15 protein-coding genes are annotated in these 17,689 nt (G+C 58.1%); 5 read left to right on the forward strand and 10 right to left on the reverse strand.

The features are described from left to right. Positions 1-118 precede the first annotated feature (118 nt). The 4 genes from APT89_RS13710 to poxB all read right to left on the reverse strand — a co-directional run bounded on the left by APT89_RS13710 (position 119) and on the right by poxB (position 5,429). A complete protein-coding gene (locus APT89_RS13710; protein WP_059358040.1) occupies positions 119-1,132 on the reverse strand; it encodes an NAD-dependent epimerase/dehydratase family protein in 1,014 nt (337 codons plus the stop codon). A gap of 91 nt (positions 1,133-1,223) precedes the next feature. Further along, complete coding sequence (locus APT89_RS13715) at positions 1,224-2,660, reverse strand: SDR family oxidoreductase (protein WP_045261794.1); 1,437 nt, start codon at positions 2,658-2,660, stop codon at positions 1,224-1,226. A 10-nt stretch (positions 2,661-2,670) separates the two neighbouring features. Then, positions 2,671-3,672, reverse strand: coding sequence for a low-specificity L-threonine aldolase (ltaE, locus tag APT89_RS13720; protein WP_060572699.1), 1,002 nt, complete (start codon positions 3,670-3,672; stop codon positions 2,671-2,673). A 38-nt stretch (positions 3,673-3,710) separates the two neighbouring features. Then, entirely contained in the window at positions 3,711-5,429 is a 1,719-nt protein-coding gene (poxB, locus tag APT89_RS13725) for a ubiquinone-dependent pyruvate dehydrogenase (RefSeq protein WP_041910648.1), read from the reverse strand. A 151-nt stretch (positions 5,430-5,580) separates the two neighbouring features. Between poxB and APT89_RS13730 the strand changes: the two genes are divergently transcribed. Next, positions 5,581-6,015 (forward strand): DoxX family protein, encoded by a 435-nt coding sequence (locus APT89_RS13730; RefSeq protein ID WP_041910647.1) that lies wholly within the window; start codon positions 5,581-5,583, stop codon positions 6,013-6,015. 115 nt (positions 6,016-6,130) lie between these two features. Here APT89_RS13730 and hcr read toward each other — a convergent pair whose 3' ends face one another. The 4 genes from hcr to aqpZ form a co-directional block, all read right to left on the reverse strand. Continuing rightward, complete coding sequence (gene hcr / locus APT89_RS13735) at positions 6,131-7,099, reverse strand: NADH oxidoreductase (RefSeq protein ID WP_060572700.1); 969 nt, start codon at positions 7,097-7,099, stop codon at positions 6,131-6,133. A 10-nt stretch (positions 7,100-7,109) separates the two neighbouring features. Further along, positions 7,110-8,762: a hydroxylamine reductase gene (gene hcp, locus APT89_RS13740; RefSeq protein WP_060572703.1), complete on the reverse strand. Its 1,653-nt coding sequence runs from the start codon at positions 8,760-8,762 to the stop codon at positions 7,110-7,112. A 144-nt stretch (positions 8,763-8,906) separates the two neighbouring features. Beyond that, positions 8,907-9,806, reverse strand: a complete 900-nt coding sequence (locus APT89_RS13745) for a lysine exporter LysO family protein (protein WP_028012543.1) — start codon at positions 9,804-9,806, stop codon at positions 8,907-8,909. 176 nt (positions 9,807-9,982) lie between these two features. Beyond that, positions 9,983-10,678: an aquaporin Z gene (gene aqpZ, locus APT89_RS13750; protein WP_041912036.1), complete on the reverse strand. Its 696-nt coding sequence runs from the start codon at positions 10,676-10,678 to the stop codon at positions 9,983-9,985. Between the two features lie 291 nt (positions 10,679-10,969). On the opposite strand from aqpZ, the gene APT89_RS13755 reads away from it, so the two are divergent. Next, a complete protein-coding gene (locus APT89_RS13755) occupies positions 10,970-12,628 on the forward strand; it encodes an ATP-dependent endonuclease (protein ID WP_041910643.1) in 1,659 nt (552 codons plus the stop codon). Here the strand turns inward: APT89_RS13755 and APT89_RS13760 are convergent. Further along, positions 12,625-13,581, reverse strand: coding sequence for a VirK/YbjX family protein (locus APT89_RS13760; protein ID WP_045630014.1), 957 nt, complete (start codon positions 13,579-13,581; stop codon positions 12,625-12,627). The two genes, APT89_RS13755 and APT89_RS13760, sit on opposite strands and share 4 nt — an antisense overlap. A gap of 159 nt (positions 13,582-13,740) precedes the next feature. Here APT89_RS13760 and macA point away from each other — a divergent pair, with 159 nt between their 5' ends. Together macA and macB are read left to right on the forward strand one after the other, a co-directional pair. Next, a complete protein-coding gene (gene macA / locus APT89_RS13765) occupies positions 13,741-14,856 on the forward strand; it encodes a macrolide transporter subunit MacA (RefSeq protein WP_041910641.1) in 1,116 nt (371 codons plus the stop codon). Beyond that, the gene (gene macB, locus APT89_RS13770) at positions 14,853-16,793 is read left to right on the forward strand and encodes a macrolide ABC transporter ATP-binding protein/permease MacB (RefSeq protein WP_060572706.1); all 1,941 of its coding nucleotides are present in this window, start codon (positions 14,853-14,855) and stop codon (positions 16,791-16,793) included. The genes macA and macB overlap by 4 nt, the downstream gene beginning before the upstream one ends. A 70-nt stretch (positions 16,794-16,863) precedes the next feature. Here the strand turns inward: macB and cspD are convergent, their stop codons facing one another. After that, entirely contained in the window at positions 16,864-17,085 is a 222-nt protein-coding gene (gene cspD / locus APT89_RS13775) for a cold shock-like protein CspD (RefSeq protein ID WP_006809408.1), read from the reverse strand. A 267-nt stretch (positions 17,086-17,352) separates the two neighbouring features. On the opposite strand from cspD, the gene clpS reads away from it, so the two are divergent. Then, positions 17,353-17,673: an ATP-dependent Clp protease adapter ClpS gene (clpS, locus tag APT89_RS13780; RefSeq protein WP_006174393.1), complete on the forward strand. Its 321-nt coding sequence runs from the start codon at positions 17,353-17,355 to the stop codon at positions 17,671-17,673. Positions 17,674-17,689: the final 16 nt, after the last annotated feature.

The following is a 17,689-nucleotide window of genomic DNA, read 5'->3' on the forward strand; positions in this document are numbered from 1 at the left end:
CGTTTTAGTGTCTGCACCCTCTCCCCGTGGGAGAGGGTCGGGGTGAGGGCATCAGGCCGCACACTCTGTCTTTTGCCGGGTGGCGCTGCGCTTACCCGGCCTACATGAGGCTGGAGGCTTACCGGTGCAACTTCCCGTGATCCCGTAACCACGCCGCCGTGCGCACAATGCCTTCATCCAGCGTCACAATCGGCTTATACCCCAGCTCAGTCTCCGCGCGCGTGATATCCAGCGTAAAATCAAAGTTAAGCTTCGACACGCCGTAGTGCGTCAGCGCGGGCTCTTTGGCGGATTTACTGCCAAAACGCTCCATGCTGCGGGCGATCATGTCCAGCATCGGGTAGGGCACGGAACGGATACGGCAGTCGATCTGCAGTTCATCAATCAGCCGCTGCACGATGCTGCGCAACGAGCACGGTTCGCCGTTGGTGATGTTATAGGCGCGACCGGAGATAAGCTTGTCGCAGTCCGGCTGGCTTGCCAGCCACATGGCGTGGACGGCATTTTCGTAATAGGTCATGTCCACCAGCGCATCGCCGCCGCGCGGCAGCAGCACGCTGCCGTAGTGGTGCATCATCTGCGCCAGACGCGGAATAAACACTTTGTCGTGCGGCCCGAACAGGCTCTGCGGGCGCAGGACGGTAAAACGGGTATGCGGGTTTGACTGCGCCAGCAGGTCGATGACCTCTTCGCTGGCCGCCTTGCTGCGGGCAAACTCGCAAGCAAAGCGAGCAGGGCGGAAATCTTCCTGCACGTCACGATGGTGGTGGTAGTCGAAATAGAGTGACGGTGACGAGATATGGATAAAGTTACGCACGCCCCAGGCTACGGCCCATTCGCCCAGACGACGCGTGGCGCGCACGTTGGCGAGATCGAAGGCTTCCTGGGTTCCCCACGGGGAGGTAAAACTGGAGCAGTGCCACAGCGTGTCGATACCGGCGAGCATCACCTTCGCCTGCGAGGAGACCAGCTCCGTCAGGTCGGCATGGACGAACTCCGCGCCCATTTTTTGCAGCAGTTTCCCCATCGCTTCGTTGCGACCGGTGGCCCTGACGCTGATGCCCTTGTTGCGCAGAAATTCGACCGCATTTCGGCCTAAGCCGCTGGTCGCCCCGGTAACCAGTACCTTCATATCAATCCACTGTGTTGAAAAGAATTTCGTGCGCATTCTTTCGTGAATTACGATGTGTTGCAATGGGAAAGGTGAAAGAAAGAGGGTTTTATTAACTTATTTTCGTCTTTTGTTCTGCCAGTTGCGCAATGCGTTTTGCCATTCCCCGGAAGATAAACAGATGGGCGGGGATCATAAACAGCCAGTAGAACAGACCCGGCATCCCGTGTGGGTGCCACCAGGCGCGAACGTCCAGTTCCCGATGATCGCCTTTGTCCTTGAGCGTAAAGCAGAGCCGCCCCAGCCCCGGCGCCTTCATGCCGAACAGTAGCGCCAGCTGTTTTTCCGGCTCGACGACGATCACCTTCCAGCTGTCGACCGCATCGCCTGGCTTAAGATACGGATGCGCCGGGCGGCCTTTCGCCAGCCGGTGACCGACCAGCAGATCCATCGCACCGCGCGTCTGCCAGAGGATATTGCCGAAGAAATAGCGCTCTTTGCCGCCGATCTGGTTCACCACCTCCCACAGCGCGTGAAGGCTGGCAGAGGTTTTTACCGTGCAGCCCGCCTGCTTCGGGTAATAGCCGTACTCGGGGCGCCAGCGGGCAAAGGCCTGCGCGTCGTAGCCCCAGTCGCTGGAGTTCACCAGCTTCTCTTCTTCTTTCAGCGTATGGCGCACCGCGTCGTCAAAGCGGATCAACGCCTGGGGGATCAATGCGCGCAGCGCGCGATCGTCCGCCAGCAAATCGTGTTTTAGCCCCTGGATCAGTGCTTTGGCAGTCGTCGGGGGAACCGAGGTGATCACATTCAAAAACCACACTGAAATCCAGCGGGTCGGGAAGGGGATGGGGATCAGCCAGCGGCGGCGTCCGCTGACGCGCATGAAATGTTCGAACTGCTCCTGATAGCTCAGCACTTCAGGGCCTGCCGCCTCCAGCACGCGGTGTTGCTCTGCCGGGTGATCCAGCAGGGCCACCAGATAGTGGAGCAAATTCTCCAGCGCAATCGGCGTGGTGCGCGAGCGCACCCAGCGCGGCGGGGTCAGCACCGGCAGGTTGTAGACCATATCGCGCATTACTTCGAAGGCGGCGGAACCCGCGCCGACGATGATCCCGGCGCGCAGTTCGGTGACGGGAATATTCGCCCCGCGCAGCGTGTCTGCCGTCAGCTGGCGGGCGCGCAGATGGTCGGACTGCTCGTGTTCGGGTGCCTGGAGCGAGCTTAAAAAAATCACCTGCTTCACCGGCGTTTGCAGCAGGGCATCGCGGACGTTCATCGCCACCTGACGTTCGTGGGCGATAAAATCCCCGCCTTCGCCCATGCTGTGGACCAGGTAGTAAAGCGTGTCGACCCCTTCCAGCAGCGCGGGGAGTTCCTTCGGCCAGTTGAGATCGACGTTGTGACAGGTCACGCCAGGCAAACCAAGCTTTTGCAGGCGCTCGGTATTGCGTGCCGCTGCCCGCACCTGATGCCCCTGCTGGCTTAATGCAGTGGTGAGGTGCTGACCGATATATCCGCTGGCGCCAAGCACCAGAATACGTTGCGGCACATGATGCTCCTTAACGCTGTAAAAACGCCTGCCAGTGTTTCACCACGTCCGCCAGCTGTTCGCGGCTCACGTCGAGATGCATCACCAGGCGCACGACCGGGGAGGCGTTGATCAGCACGCCACGCGCTTTCATAAATTCACCCAGCGCAGCGGCGTGCTCGTCGCCCACGCGCACAAAAAGCATGTTGGTGTCGTGACGCATCACGTCCGCGCCGATCTCGCGCAGCTGCGTTGCCATCCACGCGGCGTTGTCATGATCGTCCTTGAGGCGCGCCACGTTATTTTTTAATGCGTACAGTCCGGCAGCCGCCAGAATGCCCGCCTGACGCATGCCGCCGCCGGTCATTTTACGCCAGCGGTTGGCGCGCTTGATGTAGTCTGTACTGCCGACCAGCAGCGAACCCACCGGCGTGCCCAACCCTTTTGAGAGGCAAATGGTGAACGAGTCGCAATATTGCGTTATCTCTTTTAGCTCGCAGCCGTACTCCACGACGGCGTTGAAAATGCGTGCGCCGTCGACGTGCAGGCCGAGGTTGCGCTCGCGGGTAAACGCCCATGCTGCTTTCAGGTATTCGCGCGGCAGCACTTTACCGTTGTGGGTGTTTTCGAGGCTGAGCAGCCGGGTGCGGGCGAAGTGAATATCGTCAGCTTTGATTTTTGCCGCGACTTTATCCAGCGGCAGGGTGCCGTCCGACGCGGCGTCAATCGGCTGCGGCTGAATGCTACCGAGCACCGCCGCGCCGCCAGCTTCGTACAGGTAGTTATGCGCACCCTGGCCGACGATATACTCTTCGCCGCGCTCGCAGTGGCTGAGCAGTGCCACCAGGTTAGCCTGCGTGCCGGTCGGCAGGAACAGCGCGGCCTCCTTGCCGCTCATCTCTGCCGCAAAGCGCTGCAGTTCGTTGACCGTCGGGTCATCGCCGTAGACGTCGTCCCCGACCGGGGCGGCCATCATCTCTTCGAGCATGGCGCGGCTCGGGCGGGTAACGGTATCACTACGCAAATCAATCATTTCACATCCCTTTATTTTAAGAGGTCATGCGAAACGTTTTACCTGAGCCAGTTGGTTTTTGCCAGTTCGATCACTTCGTCACCGCGTCCGCTGATGATGGCGCGCAGCATGTAGAGGCTAAAACCTTTGGCCTGTTCCAGCTTGATCTGCGGCGGGATCGCCAGCTCTTCTTTGGCGACGACGACGTCAACCAGTACCGGACCGTCGATGGAGAAGGCGCGCTGCAGGGCTTCATCCACCTCTGAGGCTTTCTCCACGCGAATACCGGTGATGCCGCACGCTTCGGCGATGCGGGCAAAGTTGGTGTCGTGCAGTTCGGTGCCATCCGTGAGATAGCCTCCTGCCTTCATCTCCATCGCCACGAAGCCCAGCACGCTATTGTTAAAGACCACGATTTTCAGCGGAAGCTTCATCTGCACCACCGACAGGAAATCCCCCATCAGCATACTGAACCCGCCGTCGCCGCACATCGCCACGACCTGACGCTCCGGTGCCGTCGCTTTTGCCCCCAGCGCCTGCGGCATGGCGTTGGCCATCGAGCCGTGGTTGAACGAGCCGAGCAGGCGACGTTTGCCGTTCATCTTCAGGTAGCGCGCCGCCCAGACGGTGGGCGTGCCGACGTCGCAGGTAAAAATGGCGTCGTCGTCCGCAAAATGGCTGATCTGCTGCGCCAGATACTGCGGATGAATGGCTTTGTCGCTCGGTTTGGCGAGGTCGTCCAGCCCCTTGCGCGCGTCGCGGTAGTCGCTCAACGCTTTATCGAGGAATTTGCGGTCGGTTTTCTCTTCCAGCAGCGGCAGCAGGGCGGCAAGGGTGGATTTGATGTCGCCCACAAGCGCCATATCGACCTTGCTGTGCGCGCCGATGCTGGCCGGGTTGATATCAATCTGAATGATTTTGGCATCCGTCGGATAGAACGCGCGGTACGGGAACTGGGTGCCGAGCAGGATCAGCGTGTCGGCGTTCATCATGGTGTGGAAGCCGGAAGAAAAACCGATCAGCCCGGTCATGCCCACATCGTACGGGTTATCGTATTCGACGTGCTCTTTGCCGCGCAGAGCGTGGACGATCGGCGCTTTGAGCTTACCGGCAAATTCCAGCAGCTCTTTATGCGCGCCCGCACAGCCGCTGCCGCACATCAGGGCGATATTGCTGGAGTAGCGCAGCAGCTGCGCCAGCTTTTTCAGCTCCTCTTCGGCTGGCGTTACCACCGGCTGCGGAGCGTGATACCAGTGGGTGCTGGCCCCTTCAGGTGCAGCCTTAAGCGCCACGTCTCCCGGGATAACGACCACGGAAACGCCACGGTTTAGTACGGCTTTGCGCATGGCGATCGCCAGCACCTGCGGGATCTGCTCCGGGGATGAAACCAGCTCACAGTAGTGGCTGCATTCACGGAACAGCTCCTGCGGATGCGTCTCCTGAAAATAGCCGCTGCCGATTTCGGAAGAGGGGATATGGGCGGCAATCGCCAGCACCGGCACGTGGTTACGATGGCAGTCGAACAGGCCGTTGATCAGATGCAGGTTGCCAGGCCCGCACGAGCCTGCACACACGGCCAGTTCTCCTGTGAGCTGCGCTTCGGCACCGGCAGCGAAGGCAGCGACCTCCTCATGACGGGTCGGCATCCATTCGATGGTTTTCATCTTGTTCAGGCTGTCGCTAAGCCCGTTCAGGGAATCGCCGGTCACGCCCCAGATACGTTTTACGCCAGCCTGTTCGAGCGTTTTCGCTATATATGCAGCCACGGTTTGTTTCATGGTTGTCCGTCTCCTTTTTGTGATATCGCTTACAAGCTTAGAAGAAAGTCACTGTATTGCCCGTCAAATCCCCCCAATTAAAAGGTGCTTTTCACGCGCCACGCTTAGGCATAATCTGGTGATGCCTCAGTGAAAACAGGAATCATTTCAAATGGTTAAATCATTGTTAATTGCTGTTAATGAAAAGCTATCGTACGACGATCTCGGCAAACTCTTGTTACGACTTGCCGTCGGTGGGCTGATGCTTTTTCACGGTTTGCATAAGCTGTTTGGTGGCGTGGGATTTATCAGCGGCATGCTGGTAGAGAAAGGGCTGCCGGGATTTATTGCCTACGGCGTGTTGATTGGCGAAGTGGTGGCACCGATCCTGATTATTGTCGGGCTCTTTACGCGCCCGGCCGCGCTGGTGCTGGCGTTTACGATGATCGTGGCATGGCTGATGGTGGGAACGAGTGAAACGTTCGCTCTCGATAAGGTTGGGGCATGGGCGATTGAAAGCCTGGTGTACTTCTTTATTGGCTCGCTGGCAGTCGCGTTTTTAGGGGCAGGGCGGTTTGCGGTAGGGAAAGCTCCAGCGTGGCGGTGAGGATAACAAAAGCCCGGTGGCGCTAGCGCTTACCGGGCCTGTGAAGAGCAAACCTGTACAAAGTAGGCTGGGTAAACGCAGTGCCACCCGGCAAAGAAGGGGGCACCGCAGCGGATTACGCCAGCACCAGATCCCCCTGCGGATGACAGGAACATGCCAGCACATAGCCCTCGGCAATTTCCGCGTCGGACAGCGTCATGGTGCTGGTGACGGTATATTCCCCTGAAACCACTTTCGTTTTACAGCAGCCGCACACGCCCGCACGGCAGGCCGCGACTACCGGCACCTTGTTGCTTTCCAGCGCTTCCAGCAGCGTGGTGCCCACGCGGCCAAAGAAGGTCTGTGCGGGCTGCAGTTTGGTGAACTGAATCCCGCTGGTTGCCGCTTTCGCCACCGGCGTGAAGAACCGCTCTTTGAAGAAGCGGGTCACGCCAAGCGCTCTAACTTCTTTCTCCACGATATCCATGTACGGCGCCGGGCCGCAGGTCATCACGGTACGGTTCGCAATGTCCGGCACGCTTTGCAGTAGCTCGCGGCTCAGGCGACCGGGCACAAAACCGTGGGTCGCGTTGTGTTCCGCCACCAGCGTCACCGGATAATCACGCCACTCATCGGCAAAAATCACATCTTCCGGAGAGCGCACGCTGAAGATTGTCTGCACGTCGGCCTGCGGGCGGTTCTTCGCCAGCCAGCGGCGCATCGACATGATCGGCGTTACGCCGCAGCCCGCCGCCAGCAGCAGGAATTTATCGTCTGCCTTGTCGTCACAGGTGAAATCCCCCTGCGCGTCAGACAGCCAGATGTAATCCCCGCGCTTCACGTCACGGGTCAGCCACTGGGAGCCTGCGCCGTCATCAATGCGGCGGATAGTGAGCGTAATGTACTCGCTCACGCCCGGCGTGGAGGAGATCGTATAGGCGCGAAGCGTGTCCGCCGAGTTGCGAACGCTGACCAGCGCATACTGGCCCGCACGGTACGGATAGTAGTCGTGGCAGAGCAGCGACAGCGTCCACACATCCGGCGTCTCCTGATGGATGTGATGAACCTGCATCCGCCACGGACATTGTGAGGTTGGCATGGTCATGAATCGCTCCTTACGCGCTCAGCAGTTGTTTCATATCATCTTCAACGTTGGTCACGGAACGCAGACCGAATTTTTCATTGAGCACCGCCAGCAGGTCCGGCGTCAGGAAGCCTGGCGCCGTCGGGCCGGTTACGATGTTGGTCACGCCGAGAGAAAGCAGGGTGAGCAGGATGACAATCGCTTTCTGCTCGAACCAGGAGAGCACCAGCGACAGCGGCAGATCGTTCACGCCGCAGCCGAGTTTTTCCGCCAGCGTGACCGCCAGAATGATGGCCGAGTAAGCATCGTTGCACTGGCCTGCATCAATCAGGCGCGGCAGGCCTTCGATGTTGCCGAAGTCCAGCTTGTTGAAACGGTATTTACCGCACGCCAGGGTCAGGATCAGGCAATCATCCGGCACGCTGGTGGCGAAATCGGTGAAGTAGTTACGCTCGCCGCGCGCGCCGTCGCATCCCCCAACGAGGAAGATGTGGCGCAGCTTTTCACGGCTGACGAGGTCAATCAGAGAATCTGCCGCACCCAGCAGCGTTTCGCGACCGAAGCCGACGGTGATCAGATGTTCGATTTCGCTGTACGGGAAGCCCGCCATCTGCTGCGCCTGCTCGATAACCGGACCGAAATCGTCGCCTTCAAGGTGGCTCACGCCCGGCCAGCCGACGATGCTGCGGGTCCAGATGCGGTCGTCATACGCGCCCACGGTAGGGTCGATGATGCAGTTGGAGGTCATCACGATAGGGCCAGGGAAGCGGGCGAACTCTACCTGCTGATTCTGCCAGCCGCTGCCGTAGTTACCCACCAGATGCTTGAACTTGCGCAGTTCCGGGTAGCCATGGGCGGGCAGCATTTCGCCGTGGGTATAGACGTTAACGCCGGTGCCTTCGGTCTGCTTCAGCAGGTTGTAGAGATCTTTCAGGTCGTGGCCGGAAATCAGGATGCATTTGCCTTCGGTCGCTTTGACGTTGACCTGCGTCGGGGTCGGATGACCGTAAGTGCTGGTTTCACCGGCATCCAGAATGCTCATGACCCTGAAGTTCATCTGGCCGATTTCCATTGCGCACTTGAGCAGGGCGTTCATGTCGGAAGGCCAGGTGCCGAGCCACGCCATAATTTTGTGGTACTGGGCGTAAATGTCGTTATCTGACTTCCCGAGAACGTGCGCGTGTTCCATATAGGCCGCTGCACCTTTCAGGCCGTACAGGCACAGCAGACGCAGGCCGAGGATGTTCTCGCCAATCGCCGCTTTGTCCTTATTAGGGGTAAATTCTGCGGCCTGGCGCTGTAGCTCGCCGAGGTCCTCGCTCACCAGCTGAAGCTCCGCCATTGGGTTGTCCACGCGGGCACTGGTATCGGCATTCAGGCACTGCGCTTTCAAAGCTTCGCGCAGGGCAATCGCTTCGCGGGCATAGCCGACGATGCGCGGAGAATCGAAGTTGACGTTAGTCAGGGTGGAGAAAAACGCGCGCGGCGCGAAGCTGTCGACGTGATGGTCGACAATGCCGTATTCACGGGCTTTGAAGGCCCAGGCGGAAAGACCATGCAGGGCGGCTATCAGCAGATCCTGCAGGTCTGATGTTTCTGCGGTTTTACCGCACATACCCTGCGCGTAAGAGCAGCCGTTGCCTGCCGGGGTACGGATGGTTTGTTCACATTGCACACAAAACATAATCACACCTGTAAAAGTTATATTTAATATACATGTTTAAGGGTATGCCTGTGCCAGAACGGTGAAAAGAGCTTTCTGCGACAAAATAGAGGGAGATTGATTTAGCGCAATTTTGGCGGCAGGAGCCCTACCGCCACAGAGGTATCAGGCAGAGAAAAACGCCATCAGGACGGGAACCAGCAGGCTCAAAATAAAGCCGTGAACGATGGCTGCGGGCACCATCTCCAGCCCGCCCGAACGCTGGAGGACCGGCAGGGTAAAGTCCATCGACGTGGCGCCGCACAGGCCCAGTGCCGTCGAGCGGCTGCGGCGAACCAGACCCGGGATCAGCATGATGGCAATCAGCTCTCGCGCCAGATCGTTAAAGAAGGCGGCGCTACCGATCACCGGGCCGAAGGATTCGGTCAGCAGAATACCGGAGAGGGAGTACCAGCCAAACCCGGAGGCCATCGCCAGGCCGGTTTTTAGCGGCAGATCGAGAATAAAGGCATTAATCACGCCCGCGACCATGGAGCTGACGACAACCATAACGGCAACGATCATTCCCCGACGGTTCAGGACAATCTGTTTCAGCGTCATACCGTTATTTCGCAGCTGAATACCAATCAGGAACAGCAGGAAGATCAGGGTATATTCGCTGGCGTCCGTAGCGTGCTGCAAAAATGTCCATCCGGTAAGGCCCAGAAGAAATCCAAGCACCACGACGCCGCAGAGCTTTAATGATTCCAGCGCCATTGCAATTCGGGAGGGAAGCTTTTCCTGGTGGTGATTATTTTTCCACGGAATAGTGCGTTCCAGCCACAGCAGGGCGGCAATATTGCAGAGCAAAATAACCACCACGGTGACCGCAGAATAATGCAGGATGGAAAGTAAATTTGTCGCCAGATTATCCAGGAAGGCCAGGCTGATCCCCATAAAGAACAGAATGACGTAAACAATCCAGCTGAGAAAACGGTTAATAAGCTTTAAGGCCGATTCATGACGCAGCGGAATAAGATAGCCCACAATCAGGGGCAGCAGAATAATGAGGAGTCCTGAAAACATGAACAGCCGGTCCTTTTGAGTTTCTGTTAAGCGCCAGAGACACTACCCAATAAAGGCTGCTCAGTAAAGCGGCAAAGAAAGCCGGGCGGCGGCTACGCCTTACCCGGCCGACAAAGTGCACACTCACGTAGGTCGGGTAAGCGTTAGCGCCACCCGACATTACAGGCCGCAATTAATTAATCGCGTTTTTCCAGCAGAGAGCGGTACAGCACGCCGCCCAGAATACCGCCGACGATCGGCATCACCCAGAACAGCCACAGCTGCTCAAGCGCCCAGCCGCCCTGGAAAATGGCGACGGCGGTGCTGCGCGCCGGGTTAACGGAGGTGTTGGTCACCGGAATGGAGATCAGGTGGATCAGCGTCAGCGCCAGACCAATAGCGATGGGCGCGAAGCCTGCAGGCGCGTGTTTGTCGGTTGCACCGTGGATCACCAGCAGGAAGCCTGCGGTCAGTACAATTTCAATTACAATGGCAGAAAGCATGGAATAACCGCCCGGAGAGTGTTCGCCAAAGCCGTTAGAGGCGAAGCCGCTGGCCGCCGCGTCAAAGCCTGCTTTACCGCTGGCAATGACGTACAGCACGCCCGCCGCAATAATACCGCCAACCACCTGCGCCACGATGTAGCCAATAACCTCTTTCGCCGGGAAACGCCCGCCCGCCCATAAGCCTAATGTCACCGCCGGGTTAAAATGACCGCCGGAAATATGCCCCACGGCGAAAGCCATGGTTAATACGGTTAAGCCAAATGCCAGCGCGACGCCGACAAAACCAATACCTAATTCCGGGAATGCTGCTGCCAGAACGGCGCTACCGCAGCCACCAAATACCAGCCAGAATGTACCAAAGCATTCTGCTGCCAATTTTCTAAACATAACCACCTCAAAATAATTTTCCACGCGTTTTCCCGCGCGCGGGATATATCGCCATAAAGGGATGACGACTCAAAGAGCCCGTATTTTAAAAACCAACAACATCCCTTCGCCACTTAAATAAATTCGGTTAATTTGATTTAAGGCAATGTGATGTTAATCCTTGTTCAAATCAGCGGTAAATAGAGCATAGTTCAAATCTCACTAGGGTGAATGTTCTGCTGTCGTGCCAGGGTTCCTGCCGCTATACTGCTGATAACTTAAAGGAAAAAGTGATCATTTCGCGGGGGATTTATGCTTCTCGAACGTGTGGAAATTGTCGGGTTTCGCGGTATTAACCGCCTGTCGCTGCAGCTGGAGCAGAACAACGTCCTGATCGGCGAGAACGCGTGGGGTAAGTCCAGCCTGCTTGATGCGCTGACGCTGCTGCTTTCACCCGAAGACAAGCTGTATCACTTCGTCCACGATGATTTCTGGTTCCCGCCCGGCGATATCGCGGGCCGCGAGAAGCACCTGCATATCATCCTGACGTTCCGTGAATCCGAACCCGGCCGTCACCGCGTGCGTCGCTTCCGCCCGCTGTCGCCCTGCTGGGTGCCCTGCGACGACGGTTTCCACCGGATTTTCTATCGGCTGGAAGGTGAGATGGCGGAAAACGAGGGGGTACTGACCCTGCGTGAATTCCTCGATGAGAAAGCCAACCCTATTCCGCTGGAGAATATCGACGATCTGGCGCGTCACCTTATCCGCCTGACGCCGGTGTTACGCCTGCGCGATGCGCGCTTTATGCGCCGTATTCGTAACGGCACCGTACCGAATATGCCGGAGGTGGAAGTCACCGCCCGCGAGCTGGATTTCCTGGCGCGAGAGCTGGTGTCGCGTCCGCAAAACCTCACCGATGGTCAAATTCGTCAGGGGCTGTCGGCGATGGTGCAACTGCTGGAGCACTATTTTTCCGAGCAGGGCACCTCGGAGTCGCGCCATCGTTTGATGCGCCGCCGTTCTCATGATGAACAGCGCAGCTGGCGCTATCTCGACATCATCAACCGGATGATCGACCGGCCCGGCGGGCGTACCCATCGGGTGATTTTGCTGGGGCTGTTTTCAACGCTTCTGCAGGCGAAGGGCACCGTGCGTCTTGACCGGGATGCCCGCCCGCTGCTGCTGGTGGAAGATCCGGAAACGCGCCTGCACCCCATCATGCTCTCCGTGGCGTGGCACCTGCTGAATCTGCTGCCGCTCCAGCGGATTACCACCACCAACTCCGGTGAGCTGCTATCGCTGACGCCGGTGGAGCACATCTGCCGTCTGGTTCGCGAGTCCTCCCGCGTATCCGCGTACCGCCTCGGGCCCGGCGGGATGAACGCCGAAGACGGGCGGCGAATCGCGTTTCATATACGCTTTAATCGCGCCTCGTCGCTCTTCGCCCGCTGCTGGCTGCTGGTGGAGGGGGAAACAGAGACCTGGGTCATCAACGAACTGGCGCGCCAGTGCGGCCACCATTTTGATGCCGAAGGTATTAAGGTGATCGAATTTGCCCAGTCGGGACTCAAGCCGCTGATAAAATTTGCCCGGCGAATGGGAATTGAATGGCATGTGCTGGTGGACGGCGACGAAGCGGGGAAAAAATATGCCTCAACCGTGCGCAGCCTGCTGAACAACGAGCGGGAAGAAGAACGGGACCATTTAACGATGCTGCCCGCGATGGACATGGAGCATTTTATGTACCGTCAGGGCTTTGACGACGTATTCCACCGCATTGCGATGGTGCCGGTCGACGTCCCGATGAACATGCGGCGCGTGATCGCCAAAGCTATTCACCGTTCGTCGAAACCGGACTTAGCCATTGAAGTGGCGACGGAAGCGGGAAGGCGGGGCGTAGAGGCGGTTCCGACCCTGCTGCGGAAAATGTTCTCCCGCGTGCTGTGGCTGGCACGCGGAAGGGCGGATTAACGTTCGGTCGCCTGTTTCACCTGCTGAATCAGGCTATCCAGCAGCGCGTAGCGGCGACGGTATTCGGCGCGTTTTTTGCTCGCGATCTCTTCTACGGGTTTACGCGGCATGGCAAGCGGCAGCATAAAGTGGCCGCTCTCCTGTTTTTCCCCACCGAGGGAACTCCAGAAGCCGTCGTAATCGGCCAGCAGTTTTCCCTCTTTTTTCTTGCGGTAGCGCCAGCTGCGATAAATATGGGTGGCATTACTGACGGCAACAATCTGCGCGACCGGGAATGCGGCGCCGAACGTCATGGCGGCTTCAACCAGCAGGCGTTTCGGGAACAGACCGTGGCAGGCCTTCGTCGCTTTCTGGATCAGCTCATGGGGAACATGCGCTTTCGCGCCCTGCAAACCGCCGATGAACAGCGTCGATTTTCCTTCAAACTGGCAGAGCGTAAAGGTTAGCTCCGCCAGCACCGTATTCTGTACGTCACAGAAGGTGAGGGTGGCCTCTCCCTCTTTATCCAGGAACGCATCGGCACACAGGCGGACGGTAAATTGCTGTTCATCTTTCCCGGTTAAGGTCAGCAGCGTAGTCCCCTGCGTCGAAAGATAGCCCTTCAGGAGCGTGGCCGGGAGCTGGCGGCTCATGGCCTGATAGTGCCAGTTCAGGGATTCCAGCGCGTGCTGGCGATCCATCTTCACCGTCAGCCAGGGACGATGAAGCCGACACGGCAAACCGGGCTGCACCTGCAGCATCTGCATCAGACGCGGCTGCTTAGCGAGGTTTGTTAACAGGCGAGAGGTGCTCACGGGCGTCGCCAGAGAACGCAGCATGAACTTACGGCGATAGGCGGGGTTCTGCCATGCAAGGCCGGGCGCGATCTTGCCGAACGCCAGATTTTTGAAGAGCTGCCAGCCGGATGTCGGCTGCGTCAGGTTTGGAAGAGGTGTATCGACGATAGAAGACATGATAAATCCTGAGTCTTTTGGAATACCGCTATTTCAGCAGGGGAAATATCAACGTCTTGTAAACAAATTAAGGTGATTTCGGAGAACAGGGGTTTCGTTAAGGAGTCGTTTAGATAGAATCAACGTTTATTATTGCCAGAACATTTATTTGGAATATTTATGAACCTCAAGGGAAAACGCAGAACGCTGTTTCTGCTGCTGGCGCTGGTGATTGTAGCCGGTGGATTCTGGTTATGGCAGGTGCTTAACGCGCCTGTGCCGCAGTACCAGACGCTGATCGTCCGTCCGGGTGAACTGCAGCAAAATGTCCTTGCGACGGGCAAACTTGATGCGCTGCGCAAAGTTGACGTCGGCGCTCAGGTCAGCGGCCAGCTGAAAACGCTGTCGGTAGAGATTGGCGACAAGGTGAAAAAAGGACAGCTGCTTGGCGTTATCGATCCCGAGCAGGCTGAGAACCAGATCCGCGAAGTGGAAGCGACGCTGATGGAGCTGCGCGCGCAGCGTGCGCAGGCGCAGGCAGAGCGTAACCTGGCGCAGGTGACGCTGACCCGCCAGCAGGCGCTGGCGAAAACCCAGGCTATCTCGAAACAGGATTTAGACACCGCCGCGACTGAACTGGCGGTGAAACAGGCGCAGATTGGCACGATCGACGCGCAAATCAAGCGTAATCAGGCCTCGCTGGATACGGCGAAAACCAATCTTGATTACACAAAGATCGTCGCGCCGATGGCCGGGGAAGTGACGCAAATTACCACGCTGCAGGGCCAGACGGTGATTGCCGCCCAGCAGGCGCCAAACATTCTGACGCTGGCGGACATGAGCACCATGCTGGTGAAGGCCCAGGTCTCCGAGGCGGACGTGATCCATCTTAAGCCGGGGCAGAATGCCTGGTTTACCGTACTCGGCGATCCGCAGACCCGCTACGAGGGCGTGCTGAAAGACATTCTGCCGACGCCGGAAAAGGTTAACGACGCCATTTTCTACTATGCGCGTTTTGAAGTGCCAAACCCGAAGGGCGTGCTGCGCCTGGACATGACCGCGCAGGTGCACATCCAACTGACCGGCGTGAAGAACGTGCTGACCGTTCCGCTCTCCGCGCTGGGTGAATCCGCCGGGGACAATCGCTATAAGGTGAAAGTGCTGCGCAACGGTGAAACGCGCGAGCGCGAGGTGGTGATTGGCGCGCGCAACGACACCGACGTGGTGGTGGAGAAAGGGCTGGAAGAGGGCGAGGAGGTTGTTGTCAGCGAAAGCCTGCCCGGAGCCGCTAAATGACCGCGCTGCTTGAGCTGAAGGACATTCGTCGCAGCTATCCGTCCGGCGACGGCCCGGTGGAGGTGCTGAAAGGCATCTCCCTGAGCGTGGAGGCGGGCGAGATGGTAGCTATTGTAGGCGCGTCGGGTTCCGGTAAATCGACGCTGATGAACATTCTCGGCTGTCTGGATAAATCCACCAGCGGCACGTACCGCGTGGCCGGGACGGACGTCTCGACGCTGGACGGCGACGCGCTGGCGAAGCTGCGCCGGGAACACTTTGGCTTTATCTTCCAGCGTTACCACTTGCTCTCTCACCTGAGCGCGGCGCAGAACGTGGAGGTTCCCGCGGTGTATGCGGGCGTTGAGCGGAAGAAACGCCTTGAGCGCGCGAAGGCGCTGTTAACGCGTCTGGGGCTGGCGGAGCGGGTGGAGTACCAGCCGTCGCAGTTGTCCGGCGGCCAGCAGCAGCGCGTGAGTATTGCCCGCGCGCTGATGAACGGCGGGCAGGTGATCCTCGCGGATGAACCGACCGGGGCGCTCGACAGCCACTCCGGCGAAGAGGTGATGGCGATCCTGCACCAGCTGCGCGATCAGGGCCACACGGTGATTATCGTTACCCACGATCCGCAGGTAGCGGCGCAGGCCGAACGGATTATAGAGATCCACGACGGCGAGCTGGTCAGCAACCCGCCGCCGCGTGAGTCCCGCGCGGCGGCACCGAAGGAAGCGCTGCCTGCGTCGACCGGCTGGGCGCAGTTCTCCAGCGGCTTTCGTGAAGCGCTGACCATGGCCTGGCTGGCGATGGCGGCCAACAAAATGCGCACCCTGCTGACCATGCTCGGCATCATTATCGGTATTGCCTCGGTGGTGTCGATTGTGGTGGTGGGCGACGCGGCCAAGCAGCTGGTGCTGGCGGATATCCGCGCCATCGGGACCAACACCATTGACGTCTATCCCGGCAAAGACTTCGGCGACGACGAGCCGCAGTATCAGCAGGCGCTCAAGTATGACGATCTGGCGGCGATTCAGAAGCAGCCGTGGGCGAACTCCGCCACGCCTGCGGTCTCGCAAAACCTGCGTCTGCGCTACGGCAACATTGACGTGGCGGCCAGTGCCAACGGCGTGAGCGGCGACTACTTCAACGTCTACGGCATGACCTTCAGCGAAGGTGCCACCTTCAACGCCGAGCAGCTGGCGGGGAGGGCGCAGGTGGTGGTGCTGGACGCCAACTCGCGCAGGCAGCTTTTCCCCAATAAAGCGAACGTGGTGGGCGAAGTGATCCTCGTCGGCAACATGCCTGCCACGGTCATTGGCGTGGCGGAAGAGAAGCAGTCGATGTTCGGCAGCAGCAAGATCCTGCGCGTCTGGCTGCCGTATACCACCATCTCCGGGCGGATTATGGGCCAGTCGTGGCTTAACTCCATCACCGTGCGCGTGAAGGAGGGCTACGACAGCGCTATGGCCGAACAGCAGCTTGAGCGATTGCTCACCCTGCGCCACGGGAAGAAGGATTTCTTCACCTGGAACATGGACGGTCTCTTGAAAACGGCGGAAAAGACCACACGTACTCTTCAGATGTTCCTGACGCTGGTGGCGGTGATTTCGCTGGTCGTTGGCGGTATCGGGGTGATGAATATCATGCTGGTGTCGGTAACTGAACGCACCCGGGAGATTGGCATCCGCATGGCGGTCGGGGCCAGGGCCAGCGACGTGCTTCAGCAGTTTTTAATTGAAGCGGTGCTGGTATGCCTGGTGGGCGGCGCGATGGGCATTGCGCTCTCGATGATGATTGCCTTTGCGCTCCAGCTCTTTTTACCCGGCTGGGAGATTGGTTTCTCGCCGATGGCGATACTCACCGCGTTTTTGTGTTCCACCTTTACCGGGATTTTGTTTGGCTGGCTGCCTGCGCGCAACGCGGCGCGGCTGGATCCGGTGGACGCGCTGGCTCGGGAATAACCTGAAAATAAAAATGCCAGCCGATCGGGCTGGCATTTTGACTGCGTGATGTACACAATAAAACAGAGAGCTATGCAACCGTTTCTGCTTCAACGGGTACGATTAGGCTTGCATGATTGCCTTTTGGTCCCTGGTGTACATCGAACCGGACGGACTGCCCGGCTTTGAGCGTCCTGTAACCATCCATCTGAATGGTGGAATAGTGAGCGAAGATATCTTCGCCGCCGCCTTCGGGGCAGATGAAGCCAAACCCCTTGGCGTTGTTGAACCACTTAACAGTACCCATTTCCATGCTTCGACATCCTTCGTAAATCTTATAAATTAAGATGGAATGAACCGGTGGTGGAGTGGGGGCTGTTCAAAACCTCGCCATCTCACGCTTGTACAATTTAGATAAACGAAAGACGTCGTCAAGCGTTTGGCGCTGGAGTTGGGACAATAATCAACCAAAGTTTGAAGCAGTTAACGCTATTGCAACAGTTTGTGACAGACATCGCGGATGACAGTAATAGATGATTGTTATCTAACATCTGAGGTAGATTCAAAGTGGTTATGCAAAATGGGTAAGACCAACGACTGGCTGGATTTTGACCAGCTGGCGGAAGATAAAGTGCGCGACGCGCTAAAACCGCCATCTATGTATAAAGTTATGTTAATGAACGATGATTACACGCCGATGGAATTTGTTATTGACGTGCTACAAAAGTTCTTTTCTTATGATGTAGAACGTGCAACGCAACTGATGCTTACCGTTCATTATCGTGGCAAAGCTATCTGCGGCATTTTTACCGCCGAGGTGGCGGAAACCAAAGTGGCGATGGTGAACGACTATGCGAGGGAGAACGAGCATCCGTTGCTGTGTACGCTGGAAAAGGCCTGATAAGGCATAAAATTGG

Source organism: Enterobacter sp. 50588862, assembly GCF_001462935.1.
In the GTDB taxonomy this organism is placed as follows: domain Bacteria; phylum Pseudomonadota; class Gammaproteobacteria; order Enterobacterales; family Enterobacteriaceae; genus Enterobacter; species Enterobacter bugandensis.